We start from the raw sequence: 16,563 nt of genomic DNA on the forward strand, positions 1-16,563 counted from the left end.
ATTTTTGATCATTTGGACTTGAGGAGTATTTCAATGAACCGCTTTCCCTTCAAACGCATTTCCGCCATCTTCATCGCTGCAGCCATCGTGGCTGGCTGCAGCTCCGGCGTAAAGCTGGAAGACGTGCCTGTGGAAGACAAGGGCGCTACTTCGACGATGCCAGGCAATGGTGGCGCCAACCCCAACGGCGCTTCACAAAGCGGCGTCGCTCCCGTGGACCTGAGCCAGTCGGCGCGCGATGGCGCCGGCCCGGTCGGCGTGAGCCGCATCGTGTACTTCGACTACGACAGCTACGCGGTCAAGCCGGAGTTCCAGTCGCTGATCGAGCAGCACGCCCGTTTCATCAAGGCAGGCCAGAACCGCAAGGTCATGATCGAAGGCCACACCGACGAGCGTGGCGGCCGTGAATACAACCTGGCCCTGGGTCAGAAGCGCGCTGAAGCGGTGCGCCGTTCGCTTGCCTTGCTCGGTGTGTCGGAAGCGCAAATGGAAGCCGTGAGCTTCGGCAAGGAAAAGCCTGCGGCACAGGGCAGCACGGAAGACGTGTACGCCCAGAATCGCCGCGTTGAGCTGTCTTACCGTTGATGAGCGCGCAGATGGTGGTTCCCCGCAAGGCACTTGCCCTGCTGGCCTTGGCCCTGTCGGCGGCTTTCGCTCCGACAAGCCATGCCGCGCTGTTCGAGGATGAAGAAGCACGCCGCGCCATTCTGGAATTGCGTCAGCGTGTAGACACGCTGCAGCAGGCCAATCAGCGTGCGGGTGACGATCTTCGTCGCTCAGGCGACGAGACTTCCCAGATGCGCCGAAGCCTGCTCGATCTGCAGACGCAGATCGAAACCCTGAGGGCTGAGCAGGCCAATCTGCGTGGGCAGAACGAGCAGTTGCTTCGGGATGTCTCCGAGCTGCAGCGCCGCCAGAAAGACATCGCCCAAGGCGTTGACGAACGGCTGCGCCAGTTCGAACCTGCCAAGGTCACGGTGGATGGTCAGGAGTTCCAGGCCGACCCCGCCGAAAAGCGGGATTTCGATGCGGCACTGGCGGTCTTTCGTACTGGCAAGTTTCCGGATGCCGTGAGCGCATTCGGAAATTTCCTGAAGCAGTACCCGCGCAGCGGCTATGCGCCTTCCGCCAGGTTCTGGCTGGGCAATGCCCAATACGCTACGCGCGATTACAAAGAAGCCATCAACAACTTCAAGGCCTTGCTGGCTGCTGCGCCTGACCATGCGCGTGCCCCGGAGGCTGCGTTGTCGATCGCCAACTGCCAGATCGAGTTGAAGGACACGCGCGCCGCCCGCAAGACGCTGGAAGACCTGATCCGCGTCTACCCCCAGTCGGAAGCGGCTGGAGCGGCCAAAGAACGCTTGTCGCGCCTGAAGTGAGCGGCGCGGTAGAGCCTTCGGCAGAAATCCATTCGCACGTCAACGCGATGCAGGATGCCGGCACCGCCGATCTCCAGCGCCGCTTCGGCGGCCTGGAGCGTCTGTATGGCGTGGACGGCGCCGCGCGCATTCGCAACGCGCATGTGGCCGTGGTGGGCATTGGCGGCGTGGGCTCCTGGACTGCGGAAGCGCTGGCGCGCAGCGGTGTCGGGCACCTCACATTGATCGACCTGGATCAGGTGGCCGAGTCCAATATCAACCGCCAAATCCATGCCCTGTCCAGCACGGTGGGCCAAGCCAAGGTCGAAGCCATGCGAGACCGCATTGGACAGATCAATCCTGAGTGCGAGGTGACTTGCATCGAGGAGTTTGCAGATGCCGGCAACTGGCCGGCCTTGTTGCCGCACGGGGTCGATGCGGTCGTGGATGCCTGCGACCAGGTCAAGACCAAGGCGCTGATCGCTGACTGGGCGATTCGCGGTAAGCATCGGCTCGTGGCGGTGGGTGCTGCAGGCGGCAAACGGCTGGCGCACAAGGTGGACATCGACGATCTGTCGAACACCACGCACGATCCGTTACTCGCCCAGATGCGTTACCGGTTGCGCAAACACTATGGTGCTGCGAAAGAGGGGCGGCGCATCGGTGTCCAGTGCGTGTTCAGCCGGGAAGCGGTGGCACGTCCCCATGCATCCTGCGATATCGCCGGCGATGGCGACGGTTCGCTCAATTGCCATGGCTATGGTTCGGTGGTGGCGGTGACCGCCACGTTTGGCCAATGCGCTGCCGGATGGGTCTTGGACATGCTGGCAACCGTGCCAAAGCGGTAGATCCGCCTGGAAAAGACGCTATAATTCGAGGCTTTGCTGCATGGGTTACATGCCGATGTGGCAAAGGTTGGGACGTTAGCTCAGTTGGTAGAGCAGCGGACTTTTAATCCGTTTGTCGTGGGTTCGACCCCCGCACGTCCCACCAAAGATATGAATTGAATCAAGCACTTACGGCGATTACGCGGTAAGTGCTTTTTTCTTGTCCGTCTCTGGCAGATTTTCTGCAGAACCCTCTGCCATCAAGAGATGCGAGTGCTTGCTGCGTAGCGCATTCTTGCCACATGTGACTTCTATTTCATAGAGACGAAGTTGGTAGGCGCTGGGGCGTTGAGGTTTGTCTTCCAACGAACCATTCACAGAGAGGATGCATATGGAGGTGGTCGTCACGCCACAGCCTGTTCAGCTTGACCTCCCTGCGTTAGGTTCGTCGGTGAATCTGCTCCTCTTCATGTCCGTTTTTCCTGTAAAAGCGGACTTTACGAACCTTCAACTGATACGCCGTATGGGAAGCAGATCATGCGAGAGCTTCAAAAGAGGAAACGCGACCATTAGCGTCGCTTTTCATTTCACCTGGGACTTTACCCTCCGAGGCATCATGCCTCCAAAGTCTGATTTTTCGCTGGCTATGCCCCCAACGACCGGTCCCCAAAAACAATGGCGGTCAAAATTTTGGGTCGACCCGACTAAAATATTTGGGTTCGCTACAACCTGATTTTTCTTGTAGAAGCAAGCTACAAGTAAGCCTTCGATTCTAAGGTTCGTTACTCCGGGCCTCCGCAGTGTTTGGGCTGGCCATCGGGCAGGAATAGGAGGAAATCAATGAAATCGATCAATAAATCTCTCATCACAACTGTCTTTGGCTTGGCGGCCGGCGTCGCCATGGCTGGGACTGATTATTTCTACGTCATGTCTCCCCCAGTGGGAGGGATTGCCGGCAACGTCAAGTTCGATTTAACGGTATTTAGCCCCGACCTATACAACCGACCAATTTGGTCGGTAGACAATGCAACTGCGGCAATGAATCCAGCATTCAATCAGGATGGCGTCACATTTAGCGGCTGGAATCTTGGTGACTTTACGGGTCTTGCGGTACCGAGCCCGCTGGAAAACTACCAGCGTAGTAAGCCCGGGGCGAGTTATGGCGGAACAGCTGTGTCAGCGCACGACGTGCTCGATGGTGGGGTAGTTTCGCCACGCTATGGCGCAATGCTGAATGCCTACAATCTTCCTTGGAACCAGAGAACCGAAAATGGTGTGCCGGTGTTCAATGCAGACGGAACGCCGGTCGGCCACCATCGGAACATCATGGGTGGCAATCTTGACTATGCGTTTTCTCAGGACGTCGACCATCGGCCTTTCGGGCGAGGGCCAACCAGCAAATTTAATTTCTCTCTGATGCTCCAAGTGCCGACTGCTCACACCGCGGGCAAAGCGAGAGCGCATGTCGGGCCGTCGTTTACGCTTGAAGAGAAAACCGGCAGTCAATCGAGGTATATCTGGTTTGGTGTGTGGGCCTTCGATTTCCCCTCCGGTGGCGAGCCGCCGGCTCCTATTCAGAGCATCGCAAGGGATGAAGCAACGGAGAGCCCGATCATCGGCACGTCGTTCAACCCTGGAACCACGTACTCGACAACCGAGCCAGGGTCGGCGTTTTCCACCAACCAGCCCTGGACGGGATGGAGATGGTTCTCCCTTTCCGTCTCATACGCGCAAGCTCAGGCTGCGCTGCATTCCCTGAATAATGCGATTTCGGCGGATCCGTCATGCGCTGCTCCAGCCACAACACCGGCATTGATAAAGAAGTGCACTCCCTGGTCCACAAATCCAGCAGACTATAGATTGGGCCTGGTCCATCTAGACGGGGAAGTTGCAAGATCCAGCCCAGGTTCAGGCGGGGCGATGGGTTACAGCACCTATGGATGGTGGGTGTATTCAACTTATTGATTGGCGACTGAACGTTGGAAGTGCCCATTCGTCAGGTTGAACCACTCCCAGCAGATCGTCATCTCGCATGCACTGCGACACCAAGTTCTGTTACGACGATTGGGGGGCGTTCATGGTCGAAGCGAAACAGCGCACTGACGACACCTAATAGACAGATATACACCGGGGCTGGCCATCCGCTGTCTGAGTGTGGACGATTGCATACAGTGCTTTCCTTTCACCTTTGAATGCATTCCTCACGCATCAGATCGCCAAGGCGACTGAAAGCGGCTGCACAAAAAAAGGCAGCCCGCACAAGGCGGGCTGAAACTTGCTCAAGAGCAAGAAAGGGAGGTGTCGACAGGGAGTGTCGACAGGTCAATATTAGGCGCTGTTGACCAATCTGTTGTCCCACTGCATGGAAAGTGGTGGATTGTGCAAAATGGCCGGCTCACCTCGATGATGCGGGCATCGCAGTGCAAGGGCAGAGGCCTTGCCAAGCGCTGATCAACTCTTGCCGGGCCCTCAGGAAAGCTGGCGCGAAGGCGCATCCGAATGGCTCATTTGCACACGGGCCTCGTGCGCTTGATGTGCCTGCTGCGGCAACTGCGCTGGATCCGCGCCCAGCACGTTGTCACGTGAGTCCGGCATGCACACTTGCCGAAGATCTGCCAATTTTCCAACTGGTTCTTCCCACATGGCGAGCACCTACCGATTCGCCAGATAAGAGCGCACCGCCTGCGCAGAATTACCCACGGCTTTCACCGCGCTGCGCAACTCGTCCTCGGTGCAATTCAGAGACCGGGCCCAGTCGCGCACCTCGTAGTCCTCGGCCAGGCTGATGAGTTTGCGGTCTTCCGCAGTTTTCGTGGCGTCGTCCGACATGGGTGGCTCCTGATGGAATGGGAGCGCCATGCTAGGTCTGTCACTCGCTGGTTTCGCGTAGGACGATTGCGGCAGGTCAATGCCATCGACCGCGATGGCCGTGGGCGGCGGTCAAGGCCTGCGTTGCGGGGTCAGTTGAATGGTACCGATGCCCTGCGGCGCCTCGCGGGCCGTCAGCCAGTGGATCCACAGGCCGCGAAGCCACGCCCCCATGTAGAGGACGCTGACGGCGAAGATGCCCCATTGGCCCGCCGTCCAGCTGGCATAGAACCAGAAGGGCTGTCCCAGCAGTCCGAAGATGCAGGCCCAGCGCCGGCGCTCCTCGTGGCGCGATTGAGAGAGCCACGCCGCGGCGGCGCCCAGCAAAGCGATGGCGATTTGGTCGAAGCCCATGGGAGTGGGAATGGGTGGGGCCAGGAGGGACAACAACGCCAGTTCATCCCGCCAGATGGACGTCGAAGTACGCGCTCTCTGCCTCGCCCAAGCCCTGGAACGCGGCCTGGCGCGCCGCGGTGCTGGCCTTGCCCCATTGCCGCAGCAGGGCGAGATCGGCGGGTGGCACCACTTCGGGCGGCGACTCTTCCAGGCTGCGCAGCGTGTCCAGTGCCGCGGCGACCTGGGCGGCGGAGCCGAAAGCCTTTTCCATCGCTTTGGCATAGCCGCGTTCCGCGTTGGTGCGCTCGCGTTCGGGCAGGTTTTCCGGGTAGTCGCGCAGGGTGACCGTGTAGGTGAGTTCTTCCGCTTCCATGGCGTGCTCCTTGGGTTGATGCTGTATGAATTTACAGTATTTTGGCGCAACTTTCATCCGGGTTTTCAATGCCTGCCCGTTGGAAGCGCTGGTCCTACACATGTCTGGCCATGCGCGGCATAGGCTGGCAGCTTCCTTTTCAGGAGCGAAAAAAATGGCACATGACAAATTGACGCCCGAGCAGGATCGCCAGCGCGATCAGGGCCATTTCAACCTCTATGGAATGCGCGACGACGCGCGCGGCCGTGGCGAAGTGGACGGCGAGAACCGCGGCGATGGCGAAGGCCCACGGCGCTTCGGAGCCAGTGGTGACGAATCCACGTACGCCAACCGCGCGCCGGAAGACGGGGTGCATGAGCATCCCACCGGCCCGATCGCCGCCGTCGATGCCTCCGGTTCGGCACGTGGCCTGGGCCTGGACTACGGGGGCGATGCGCACAAGGAGCCCCGGTTGTCCTCACGCCAGGGTGCGGCGCTGATCGGCGAGCTCGATGACCGAAAGAAGACGGAGTAGGGCTGGCTTCATGCTGCCAGGCGCCTGTTTCGCCCGCTGCAGCGGCACCCGCCGATCCCCACGTTTTCACTGTCCCTTGAAAGGCCATCGATGCACGCGTCCTCCATCCCCATTCCGACCCCGACCACCCCGCAGCCTCCGCTGGATACGCCGCCCCAGCCCGCCTGGACGCCTGCACCGCCCGTCGAAGACCCGCCGGGAGGCGATGGGCCACCCGTGCAGGAGCCGCCGCCTCACCACTGAGCCGGTACGGCGCGGCCACGGCCGGGTCCAGGTCTTGAGTCCAATCCGCTTGTACCGCTTTATCCACGGCTTTATTTGCTATGAAAAAAGAAGCGCCTGATGGCGCTCAAGGCCGGTGCTCCATGACCAGGGAATACATCGCCTGGGCCGCGACCGACAGGCTGCGGTCCCGGCGCCGCACCAGGTAGATCTGGCGGGTCAGCCCCGGCAATGCCAGCGGCCGCGTCACCAGCCCGGGTTGGTCGAAGTGGAAAAGCGTGAGCGTGGGCACCACGCTGATGCCCAGGCCCGCGCGCACCATGCCCATCACGGTGGCGAGCTGTTCCACTTCCATGAGCGTGTTCATCGCCTGCGGGTGCAGCGCTGCCTCCAGGTACTGGCGCACGCTGCTGGTTCGGGCCAGATGCACGAAAGGGAACGCCGCCAGGTCGGCGGGTTGCACCGCAACGACCTTGCCGCCGCTGCGTCGGCGGCGCGCGAGTGGATGGTCGGCGGGGCACACCAGGTGAAAGCCGTCGCTGCTGAACGGCTCGGCCTGCAATTCCGGCGTATCTGCCCGGATGGCCGCCAACGCGAAATCGGCCTTGCCCGTGGCCACCCGCTCGATGCAGGGTTCCGACAGCACATCGGCGATGTCCAGTTCGATGCCGGGATGGGCTGCGCGATACGCTGCCAGCACACCGGGCAGCCAGCCCGCCGCGAGCGAGGGCAGGAGGGCGATCGCCACGCGCCCCCGGCGCAGTGTGGCGGTGTCGTGCACCGCGGCGAAGGCGTTGTCGACCTCGGCCCGGATGCGGCGCGCGGATTCCAGAAAATCCTCTCCTTCCGCCGTCAGGGCCACGTGGCGCGTGCTGCGGTCGAACAGCTTCAGTCCCATCGCATCTTCCAGCGTGCGGATGAGCGCGCTGAAGGCGGGCTGCGACAAGTGGCAGTGCGCGGCCGCCCGCGTGAAGCTGCGCTGGCCGGCCAGGGCGAGAAAGGCATCGATCTGCCGTGTGGAGATATTCATTGAAGATTTGGATGAATTGATCCTGATTATCTATTTCACAGAATAACGCGCGGAGCCTACATTGGCCGGCAGGAGACAACCATGCCCCCCCCAAAAAACCTGCTGGTCGGCTGCGCCGCCGGCTTCTCGGGCGATCGCACCGATGCCGCCGCACCCGTGGTGCAGACCCTCATCGCCAGCGGCCAGCCCGCGGTACTGATTTTCGAAACCCTGGCCGAGCGCACCCTGGCCCTGGCCCAGTTGGCGCGCCGTGTCGATCCGGACGCCGGCTACGAGCCGTTGCTCAACGACCTGCTGCGCCCCGTGCTGGCGCAGTGTCTGCAGCACGGCATTCGCATCGTGAGCAATTTCGGCGCGGCCAATCCGCTGGGTGCTGCGCACCGCATCCAGCAATTGGCCCAAGCGCTGGGCGCGCGCCGCCCCCGCATCGCCGTGGTGCTGGGCGACGACCTGAGCGGGGACGGGCACCGTGCCGTGCTGGCCCAGGCGCTGGGCGCAGCCCTGCCCACCGACCCCATCGTGAGCGCCAATGCGTACATCGGCGCGCAGCCGATCGCCGATGCGCTGCGCGCTGGCGCCGACATCGTGGTGTGCGGCCGCGTGGCGGACCCCTCGCTGGTGGTGGGGCCGGCCCTCGCGCATTTCGGCTGGGCCCCGGACGACTGGGACCGGCTGGCGCGCGCCACGATGGCCGGGCATCTGCTGGAATGCGGCTCGCAGGTCACCGGCGGGTATTTCGCCGACCCGGGCTACAAGGACGTGCCGGGCATGGCACAACTGGGCTACCCCATCGCCGAGATCGACGCCGATGGCCACTGCACCATCGCCAAGCCCGCGGGCACGGGCGGGCGCATCGACGAGCGCACGGTGAAGGAGCAGCTGTTGTACGAGCTGCACGACCCGGCCGCCTACCTTACGCCCGATGTGGTGGCCGACATCACCACCGCGCGCGTGCTGCCGGCCGGCACCGACCGTGTGCGGCTGGAAGGGGTGAGCGGCCATGTGCGGCCACCGTCGCTCAAGGTGAATGTGTGCTTCGAATCCGGCTGGTTCGCCGAGGGCGAGATTTCCTATGCCGGGGCCCGTGCCGAAGCACGCGCGCGGCTGGCGGGCGAGGTCCTTCGCGAGCGCCTGGCCGGCGTCGCGCCGCTGCGCATCGACCTGATCGGGGTGACCAGTGTGTTCGGCGACGACGCCGGGCACTGGCGGGACGCGGCTGCGGCCGGCGATGCCCGCGATGTGCGCCTGCGCGTGGCGCTGCAGCACCGGGAGCACGCCAGCGCCCAGCGCCTGGTGCGCGAGGTGACGGCCCTGTACTGCTGCGGCCCGGCGGGCGGCGGCGGCGTGCGCACCGCGATGCGGCCGCGCCTGGGCACGGTGTCGTGCCTGGTGCCGCGCGAGTCCGTGGCCGTGGGCCACGTGATGCTGGATTGACGCCAAGCCTTTGAGGAACCCGCCCATGACCACCGCCGCCCCTTCGATCCCCGCATCGGCTGCCGCGCCATCGTCCGCTTCGGCCTCCGCCACCGCCGCGCCCTTGACCGTGCCCCTGTACCGCCTCGCGCACAGCCGCACGGGAGACAAAGGCAACCGCTCCAACATCAGCGTGATCGCCTGGCATACCGCGCTGTGGGAGGTGCTGACCGCGCAGGTCACCGAGGCCGCCGTGGCGCGCCAGTTCGCGTTGCGCCGGCCCAGCCGCGTCGCGCGCTACCTGCTGCCGAACCTGCATGCCATGAACTTCGTCATCGACGACGTGCTGGACGGCGGCGTGAACGATGCGCTCAACCTCGACAGCCACGGCAAGGCGCTGTCGTTCCTGCTGCTCGACCTGCCCGTCGAGGTGCCTGCCGCGCTGGTCGCGCACCTGGCGGGACCGCCCGGGTAACGCCTTTCGAATGCCGCACCCGGCCATGCGCCGGGCCCGCGGTCCTGCATCGCTTTTTCCATAACCACACAGGAGACGACATGAATCCCTTTTTCCACCCCCAGCCTCGCCCCGAACCGCACCGGCATGCCTCGCGCCGCCATGCGCTTGCCGCCACCGTGGCGGCGGTTCTGGGCCTGGCGGTGGCCGGGCCGGCCGCTGCCCAGGCCCCGGCCTATCCGTCCAAGCCCATCACCTTCGTCGTGCCGTTCGCGGCGGGCAGCGCCACCGACCAGCTCGCGCGCGCCCTCGGCCAGTCCGTCACCACCGACACCAAGCAGGCGGTGGTGGTGGACAACAAGGCCGGCGCCAGCGGCATGATCGCCGCGCAGGCCGTGGCCAAGGCCGCGCCGGACGGCTACACGGTGCTCATCACCACCAACACCACGCACGCCGCCAACGAGCACCTGTACAAAAAACTGTCCTATGACCCGGTGAAGGATTTCGTGCCGGTCACCGGCCTGGGCAAGGGCGGCCAGGTGCTGGTGGTGAACGCCGCGGCGCCCTACAAGAACGTGGGCGAGCTGATCGCGGCGGCCAAGAAGAGCCCGGGCAAGCTCAGCTTTGGCAGCGGCAGTTCGTCCAGCCGCGTCGCGGGGGAGATGCTCAAGCAACTGGCCGGCGTGGACATCCTGCACGTGCCCTACAAGAGCAACCCCCTGGCCATCACCGACCTGCTGGGCGGGCAGATCGATCTGATGATCACCGACACCTCGACGGGCGTGCCGCAGATCAAGGCCGGCAAGCTGCGCGCGCTGGGCTATTCGACGAAAAAGCGCGGTGCGCAACTGCCCGACGTGCCCACCATCGAAGAGGCCGGCGTGAAGGGCTACGACATGGGCTACTGGTTCGCCGCCTACGTGCCTGCGGGCACGCCGGCCCCCGTGGTGGCGCGGCTCAACGAACTGCTTGGGCAGGCCACCAAGAGCGCGGCGGCCCAGTCGTTCTACGACATGGCGGGCTCCGAGGCCTGGACCACCACCTCCGACGAACTCGCGAAGTTCCAGGCCGCCGAAACCCAGAAATGGGGCCAGGTCATCAAGGCCGCGGGCATCCAGCCCGAATAGGTTTAGTCCCCTCACGGCCCATCGGGCCGCGCCCTGAAGGCGCGCACGTCCCCGCCGCAGCGCACGGCGGGGTGGGCGCAGCCTTGCCCTGTACCGACGACAACACCCAAGAACCTTCCGGAGACAAGACCATGACATTCCCGTCCTTCGCGATTTCCCCGCTGGGTCGCCCCCGGCTGCGCGCCATGGCGCCCGTGCTGGCCGCAGTGCTGCTGGCCGCCTGCGGCGGCAGCGATTCCCCGCCCGCGGCCACCGCCCCGCAGATGCGCCTGTCCATCACGGCCACCGAGGACGTCGCGGGCACCTACGGCAGCGTGGGCGCCTACGAGAAACTGACCGGCACCCTGCGCGGCGAGGTCGATCCCGCCGACCCGCGCAATGCGGTGATCCAGGACCTGCAACTGGCCCCCGTCAATGCGCGCGGCATGGTGGAGTACAGCGCCGACTTCGTGATGCTCAAGCCCAAGGACATGGCCCGCGCCAGCGGCGTGCTGCGCTACGACGCGCCCAACCGCGGCAACATCCTCACGCAGCCCAACCCGGCCGCGACGCCGGGCGATGCGGTGTATTTCGAGCGGGGCTACGTGATGCTGTATTCGGCCTGGCAGGGCGATGTGCCCAAGAGCACGCCCGCACGCCTGACCGTGACGGTGCCCGTGGCCCGGAACCAGGACGGCAGCACCATCACCGGCCCTTACCGCACCGAACTCGTGCCCACGGCCGCCGTGCCCGCCATGGCGCTGCCGGGCGGCGTGTTCAACGGCACCATGATCCCGTACGAGCCCGCCAGCCTGGACAACACCCAACCCGGCTATTCGCTCACCCGCCGGCGCAACGAAACCGATGCGCGCGAGCCCGTGCCCGCGGGCCAGTGGAAGTTCGCCACCTGCGATGCGGCCGCCAACCCGTTCCCGGGCACGCCCAGCCCGGCCAGCGTGTGCCTGCAGGGCGGCTTCGATCCGCAGTACCTGTACGAGCTGGTCTATGTGGCGAAAGACCCCAAGGTCATGGGCGTGGGCCTGGCGGCGCTGCGCGACACGGTGAGCTTTTTCCGCAGCGCGGCGGCCGATGCCGACGGCCGGGCCAACCCGGTCGCCGGCCGCATCCAGTCCACGCTGGGGCAGGGCACCTCGCAGTCGGGCAACGCGATGAAGACCTTCCTGCACCTGGGCTTCAACCAGTCGCTGCGCGGCGGCAAGGTGTTCGACGGCATGTTCGCCCACGTGGCCGCGCGCCAGACCCACATCAACACGCGCTTTGCCGTGCCGGGCGGCGGCGGTGGGCTGCGCACCGACCACACGGCCTTCGGCCAGACGGCGCCGCGCGGGCTGGACAAGGACTACCGCGACGAGGTGAGCGGCCGGCAAGGCGGCGTGATGAAGCGCTGCGCGGCCACCGACACCTGCCCGAAGTTCTTCCTGGGCCTGTCGGGCACCGAGTTCTGGCAGCTGCAGGGCTCGCCGGTGCTGACGGATGCCAACGGCCTGCGCGACCTCGCCCAGCCCGCCAATGCACGCATCTACTACTACGCCAGCACGCAGCACGGCGGCACGGGCGGCACTGAAAGCATCAGCTACGCGCCCACGCGCAATGTCTATCCGGCCGGCACGGTGGCGCACTTCACCGACACCTTCCGCGCGCTGTTCATCGCGCTGGAAGACTGGGTGGTGCGCGGCACCGAGCCGCCGGCCAGCCAGGTGCCCAAGGTGGCCGACGGCACGCTGGTGCCGCCCGCGAAGCTGGTGTATCCGGCCATGCGGGGATTGACCTGGAACGTGGGCGGCACGCCGACCGCCATCCCGGCGTTCGACTACCTGGCGCGCTACAACGGCTTCTCGCTGCTGGATTTCGGGCCGCAGTACGTGCCGCAGGACGAGTCCGGCATCGCCACGCTGCAGCCCCCACGCGCCGTGGGCCGCGACTACGCCATCCTGGTGCCGCAGGTGGACCCGTCCACCGGCCTGGCCCGCGTCGGCATCCAGAGCGTGGAAGCGCGCGCCCCGCTGGGCACGAGCATCGAGTTCAACTACGTGGCCACGCCGGGCATCACCGATCTGTCCAACCTCACCGGCAGCTTCATTCCCTTCCACAAGACGCGCGCCGCGCGGCTGGCGGCGGGCGATGCGCGGCCTTCGCTGGAAGAGCTGTACGGCACGCAGGCCGGCTACGTGGCTGCTGTTACCCAGGCGGCCGATGCACTGGTGGCCGGGCGCCTGCTGCTGCGGCGCGATGCGGATGCGCTGGTGGCCAAGGCCAGGTCGTCTTCCGTGCTTCCCTGACGCGGAAGGATGGCGGGGCGGTGGTTTGAAAGAAAAGTGCCGATGCCCTAGTCATCATTGCCTCTGTTGCTATTTATTTGATAGCAATCGGTGGCGGCGCCGGTGGACCCATCTCGGCACAGCGCGCCGGCCAGCGCGCCCACGGTGCGCAGGGCCTCGTCGAAGTGCGCCGCGGCCGGGTGGCCGCAGTTGATGCGCACGCAGTGCGAGAAGCGCCGGTCGGTGGAAAAGAGGTGCCCCGGCGCCAGGCTGATGCCCCGGCCCAGCGCCGCGCGGTGCAGGGCCAGGGCATCCACGGACTGGGGCAGCTCCACCCACAGGAAATACCCGCCGTCCGGCCGCGACACGCGCGTGCCGGGCGGAAAGTGCTCGGCGATCAGCGCCCGTGCGCGCGCCTGCTGGCGCGCCAGCGTGCCGCGCAGCTGGCGCAGGTGCCGGTCGTAGCCCCCCTGGTCCAGGTATTCCGACAGCGCCTGCTGCGACGGCGTGGCGGTCGAGAGCGTGGTCATCAGCTTCAATCGCTGCACCGCGCCGGCAAAGCGGCCCGCGGCCACCCAGCCCACGCGGTAGCCGGGCGCCAGGCATTTGCTGAACGAGCTGCAGTGCAGCACCTGGCCCCCGGTGTCGAAGGCCTTGGCCGGCGGTGGGCGGCGCGGGGCGAAGTGCAGTTCGCCATACACGTCGTCCTCGATCAGCGGCACGCCGTGGCGGGCCAGCAGCGCCACCAGCGCCTCCTTGCGCTCCTCGGGCAGGGTGCTGCCCAGCGGGTTCTGGAACGTGGGCATCAGCCAGCAGGCCTTGACGGGGTGCGCGCGCAGCGCGCGTTCCAGGGCGCCCAGGTCGATGCCTTCGCGCGGATGGGTGGTGATCTCCACCGCGCGCAGCCGCAGCCGCTCCAGCGCCTGCAGCGCCGCGTAGAAGGTGGGCGACTCCAGCACCACGATGTCGCCCGGCTGCGTGATGGCCTCCAGGCACAGGTTGAGCGCCTCCATCGCGCCGTTGGTGGTCACGATCTCGGCCGCATCCACCGCCATGCCGTGCAGGCCGTAGCGCAGCGCGATCTGCTGGCGCAGCCGCTCGTCGCCTGGCGCCAGGTGCTGCACGATGGCGGCCGGGTCCAGCCGGCGCATGCCGCTGGACAGGCAGCGCGCCAGCCGCGCCAGCGGAAAGAGTTCAGGGCCCGGAAACGCCGACCCGAGCGGCACCAGGTGCGGGTCGCGCGCCGATCCCAGCACGTCGAACACCAAGTCGCTGATCTCCACGCCGCGCGAGCCGTCGTGCGGCGCCGAAGGCTGGGGCTCGGCCGGGACGCGGTCCGTGGCGGACGGCTGCCGGTGGCTCACGTAGTAGCCCGAGCGCGGCCGCGCATGCACCAGGCCCTGCGCTTCCAGCAGGTCGTAGGCCGCGAACACGGTCGATGGGCTGATGCCCCGGGCCCGGCTGGTTTCCCGCACCGAGGGCATGCGATCGCCCGCGCGCAGGGCGCCGCTGTGGATCAACTGGGCGAGGGCGTCGGCGTGGCGTTCGTAGCGTTTCATGGACGGGAGCGGACCGGGGAGGGGTGGTGGATGGACCGTGGCGGCGTGGACGGCATGCAACTGATCCGTATTTTTAGCGGCAAACTGAATCTGTACTGTTTTGCCCGGGGTGCGTAGAGTCGCACCATGGCAGACCTGCCGCATTCCCACGTCCGATCGGATCCCCCATGAATGAAACCGCACGCCGAGCCGGGCGCCTGGCCTTGCTGGCCCTCGTGTCGCTGCTGGCGCTGCTGACGGCGGCGGGGCCGGCCGCCGCGGCGGCCCCTGCCGACGGGCCGGCCGCTCCTGCCCTGGGCGACCGCGTGCTGGCTTGCACCGCCTGCCACGGCCGGGAAGGGCGCGCCACCCAGGAGGGCTACTTTCCGCGCATCGCCGGCAAGCCGGCGGGCTACCTCTACCACCAACTGCTCAATTTTCGGGACGGCCGCCGCAGCTATCCGCAAATGGCCTACCTGCTGGAGCACATGACTGACGACTACCTGCGCGAGATCGCCGCGCATTTCGCCGCGCTGGACCTGCCCTACACGCCGCCGCCCCCGACCCAGGCGACTCCTGCGGCCCTGGAGCGCGGGCGCACGCTGGTGCGCCAGGGGGATGCGGCGCTGGGCATTCCGGCCTGCGTGCAGTGCCATGGGTCCGCCATGACCGGCGTGGCACCGGCGATTCCGGGCCTGCTGGGATTGCCGCGCGATTACCTCAACAGCCAGATTGGCGCCTGGCAGACCGGCCAGCGGCGTGCCCAGGCGCCCGATTGCATGGCCCATGTGGCCCGCCAGCTGGCACCCGAAGACGTGAGTGCGGTCACCGCCTGGCTGTCCGCGCAGGCCGTGCCCGCCGACGCTCGGCCTGCCGCTGCCTTGCCCGGCCGGCTGCCGATGCCCTGCGGCGGCGTGGCCGCTGCCGGCACGGGCGCATTGGGGGGCTTGCGATGAAGCGCGCGCTGAAAGGGCTGGCCGGCCTGGTGCTGCTGGGCGCGTTGGCGTGCGCCGTGGTGGTGTACCTGAACCTGCGCGGCGAAGCGCCCTTGCCGCCGCAGGACGTGCCCCTGGCCCAGCCCGCGCCGCAGGCCGTGCAGCGCGGCGAAAACCTGGCGCGTGCGGGCAATTGCATGTCGTGCCACACCGCGCAGGGCGGGGCGCCGTTCGCCGGAGGCCGGGGCGTGGAGACGCCGTTCGGCGTGGTGTTCGCCAGCAACCTCACGCCCGACGCCGAAACCGGCCTGGGGCGCTGGACAGCGGCGGAGTTCTGGCGCGCGATGCACCACGGCCGGTCTCGGGACGGCCGGCTGCTGTACCCCGCGTTTCCCTACCCCAACTACACCCACGTCACGCGCGAGGATTCCGACGCGATCTACGCCTACCTGCGCAGCCTGCCGGCCGTGCAGCGCACCAACACGCCGCATGCGCTGGCGTTCCCGTTCAGCACGCAGGCCGCGCTGGCCGGCTGGCGCGCGCTGTTCTTCCGGCCCGGCACGCTGGCGCCCGATCCGCAGCAGTCGGCCGAATGGAACCGGGGTGCCTACCTCGTGCAGGGCCTGGGCCACTGCGCGGCCTGCCACAGCCCGCGCAACGCCTTCGGCGCGACGAGCGAGTCGCAGGCGTTCCGCGGCGGGCTCATCCCGGTACAGAACTGGTATGCCCCGGCCCTCAACGCCGCCGTTGAGGCGGGTGTGGCCGGATGGCCGCAGGAAGACGTGGTGGCGCTGTTGCGCACCGGCGTGGCGCCGCGCGGGTCGGTCACCGGGCCCATGGCCGAGGTGGTGTTCCGCAGCACCCAATACCTGAACGACGCCGACCTGGGCGCCATGGCGGTCTACCTGCGCGCGCTGCCCGCACACGAACGCCCGGCGCCGGCGGTGGTACCCCCGTCCGCTTCGGCCATGGAGCGGGGCGCTGCCGTGTATTCGCAACATTGCGCGCAATGCCACGGAGAGCGCGGCGAGGGCCGGCCTGGGGCGTTTCCCGCACTGGCAGGAAACCGCGCCGCGACCATGGAAAATCCGACCAATCTGGTGCGCATGGTGCTCCTGGGCGGTTACCCGCCCACCACGGCCGGCAACCCGCGTCCCTACGGCATGCCGCCGTTCCGGCACGTGCTGGGTGACGACGACGTGGCGGCGGTATCGACCTATGTTCGCAACGCCTGGGGCAACCGGGCGGCCAGTGTGGGTACGATGGACATCTACCGCGCCCGCGAGGGGCGCCATCCCTGAGCACCATCC

General features: G+C 66.5%; 17 protein-coding genes and 1 tRNA gene. 12 read left to right on the top strand and 6 right to left on the bottom strand.

The annotated features are described in order from the left end of the window. The first annotated feature begins 33 nt into the window (after positions 1-33). The 4 genes from pal (at position 34) to R1Z03_RS08290 (ending at position 2,351) form a co-directional block, all read left to right on the top strand. On the top strand, positions 34-585 hold the full coding sequence (gene pal, locus R1Z03_RS08275) for a peptidoglycan-associated lipoprotein Pal (protein ID WP_284430765.1): 552 nt from the start codon (positions 34-36) through the stop codon (positions 583-585). Further along, positions 585-1,379 carry a tol-pal system protein YbgF gene (gene ybgF / locus R1Z03_RS08280; RefSeq protein WP_284430766.1) on the top strand — a complete coding sequence of 265 codons (795 nt, stop codon included), beginning with the start codon at positions 585-587 and terminating at the stop codon, positions 1,377-1,379. The genes pal and ybgF overlap by 1 nt, the downstream gene beginning before the upstream one ends. Positions 1,380-1,426: 47 nt before the next feature. Further along, on the top strand, positions 1,427-2,206 hold the full coding sequence (locus tag R1Z03_RS08285) for a tRNA threonylcarbamoyladenosine dehydratase (RefSeq protein WP_317360305.1): 780 nt from the start codon (positions 1,427-1,429) through the stop codon (positions 2,204-2,206). A 69-nt stretch (positions 2,207-2,275) separates the two neighbouring features. Then, positions 2,276-2,351: transfer RNA gene (locus R1Z03_RS08290), tRNA-Lys, on the top strand. 32 nt (positions 2,352-2,383) lie between these two features. Here R1Z03_RS08290 and R1Z03_RS08295 read toward each other — a convergent pair. Then, a complete protein-coding gene (locus tag R1Z03_RS08295; RefSeq protein WP_284430767.1) occupies positions 2,384-2,593 on the bottom strand; it encodes a hypothetical protein in 210 nt (69 codons plus the stop codon). 432 nt (positions 2,594-3,025) lie between these two features. Here R1Z03_RS08295 and R1Z03_RS08300 point away from each other — a divergent pair, with 432 nt between their 5' ends. After that, entirely contained in the window at positions 3,026-4,150 is a 1,125-nt protein-coding gene (locus tag R1Z03_RS08300; RefSeq protein WP_317358597.1) for a hypothetical protein, read from the top strand. 687 nt (positions 4,151-4,837) lie between these two features. On the opposite strand, the gene R1Z03_RS08305 is transcribed toward R1Z03_RS08300, so the two are convergent. The 3 genes from R1Z03_RS08305 to R1Z03_RS08315 form a co-directional block, all read right to left on the bottom strand. Then, positions 4,838-5,014: a DUF3606 domain-containing protein gene (locus R1Z03_RS08305; RefSeq protein ID WP_284430769.1), complete on the bottom strand. Its 177-nt coding sequence runs from the start codon at positions 5,012-5,014 to the stop codon at positions 4,838-4,840. A gap of 111 nt (positions 5,015-5,125) precedes the next feature. Beyond that, positions 5,126-5,407 carry a hypothetical protein gene (locus R1Z03_RS08310; RefSeq protein ID WP_284430770.1) on the bottom strand — a complete coding sequence of 94 codons (282 nt, stop codon included), beginning with the start codon at positions 5,405-5,407 and terminating at the stop codon, positions 5,126-5,128. Positions 5,408-5,450: 43 nt separating this feature from the next. Beyond that, positions 5,451-5,762 carry a hypothetical protein gene (locus R1Z03_RS08315; RefSeq protein WP_317358600.1) on the bottom strand — a complete coding sequence of 104 codons (312 nt, stop codon included), beginning with the start codon at positions 5,760-5,762 and terminating at the stop codon, positions 5,451-5,453. Between the two features lie 154 nt (positions 5,763-5,916). Between R1Z03_RS08315 and R1Z03_RS08320 the strand changes: the two genes are divergently transcribed. Then, entirely contained in the window at positions 5,917-6,276 is a 360-nt protein-coding gene (locus R1Z03_RS08320) for a hypothetical protein (RefSeq protein ID WP_317358603.1), read from the top strand. Positions 6,277-6,625: 349 nt separating this feature from the next. On the opposite strand, the gene R1Z03_RS08325 is transcribed toward R1Z03_RS08320, so the two are convergent. Further along, complete coding sequence (locus R1Z03_RS08325; RefSeq protein ID WP_317358606.1) at positions 6,626-7,528, bottom strand: LysR family transcriptional regulator; 903 nt, start codon at positions 7,526-7,528, stop codon at positions 6,626-6,628. An 81-nt stretch (positions 7,529-7,609) separates the two neighbouring features. Here R1Z03_RS08325 and R1Z03_RS08330 point away from each other — a divergent pair, with 81 nt between their 5' ends. The 4 genes from R1Z03_RS08330 (at position 7,610) to R1Z03_RS08345 (ending at position 12,801) form a co-directional block, all read left to right on the top strand. Next, the gene (locus R1Z03_RS08330) at positions 7,610-8,962 is read left to right on the top strand and encodes an acyclic terpene utilization AtuA family protein (RefSeq protein ID WP_317358609.1); all 1,353 of its coding nucleotides are present in this window, start codon (positions 7,610-7,612) and stop codon (positions 8,960-8,962) included. A 25-nt stretch (positions 8,963-8,987) separates the two neighbouring features. Continuing rightward, positions 8,988-9,416 (top strand): hypothetical protein, encoded by a 429-nt coding sequence (locus R1Z03_RS08335; protein ID WP_317358612.1) that lies wholly within the window; start codon positions 8,988-8,990, stop codon positions 9,414-9,416. Between the two features lie 80 nt (positions 9,417-9,496). Next, complete coding sequence (locus R1Z03_RS08340) at positions 9,497-10,522, top strand: tripartite tricarboxylate transporter substrate binding protein (RefSeq protein ID WP_317358615.1); 1,026 nt, start codon at positions 9,497-9,499, stop codon at positions 10,520-10,522. Between the two features lie 185 nt (positions 10,523-10,707). Further along, positions 10,708-12,801, top strand: coding sequence for an alpha/beta hydrolase domain-containing protein (locus R1Z03_RS08345; RefSeq protein ID WP_317360308.1), 2,094 nt, complete (start codon positions 10,708-10,710; stop codon positions 12,799-12,801). 47 nt (positions 12,802-12,848) lie between these two features. On the opposite strand, the gene R1Z03_RS08350 is transcribed toward R1Z03_RS08345, so the two are convergent. Beyond that, complete coding sequence (locus R1Z03_RS08350) at positions 12,849-14,339, bottom strand: PLP-dependent aminotransferase family protein (RefSeq protein WP_317358619.1); 1,491 nt, start codon at positions 14,337-14,339, stop codon at positions 12,849-12,851. A 167-nt stretch (positions 14,340-14,506) separates the two neighbouring features. Between R1Z03_RS08350 and R1Z03_RS08355 the strand changes: the two genes are divergently transcribed. Together R1Z03_RS08355 and R1Z03_RS08360 are read left to right on the top strand one after the other, a co-directional pair. Continuing rightward, positions 14,507-15,274 carry a c-type cytochrome gene (locus tag R1Z03_RS08355; protein ID WP_317358621.1) on the top strand — a complete coding sequence of 256 codons (768 nt, stop codon included), beginning with the start codon at positions 14,507-14,509 and terminating at the stop codon, positions 15,272-15,274. Beyond that, positions 15,271-16,554 carry a cytochrome c gene (locus R1Z03_RS08360; protein ID WP_317358624.1) on the top strand — a complete coding sequence of 428 codons (1,284 nt, stop codon included), beginning with the start codon at positions 15,271-15,273 and terminating at the stop codon, positions 16,552-16,554. Before R1Z03_RS08355 ends, R1Z03_RS08360 begins: the two co-directional genes overlap by 4 nt. The last annotated feature ends 9 nt before the right edge of the window (positions 16,555-16,563 follow it).

The organism is Acidovorax sp. BLS4, assembly GCF_032929295.1.
In the GTDB taxonomy this organism is placed as follows: domain Bacteria; phylum Pseudomonadota; class Gammaproteobacteria; order Burkholderiales; family Burkholderiaceae_C; genus Paracidovorax.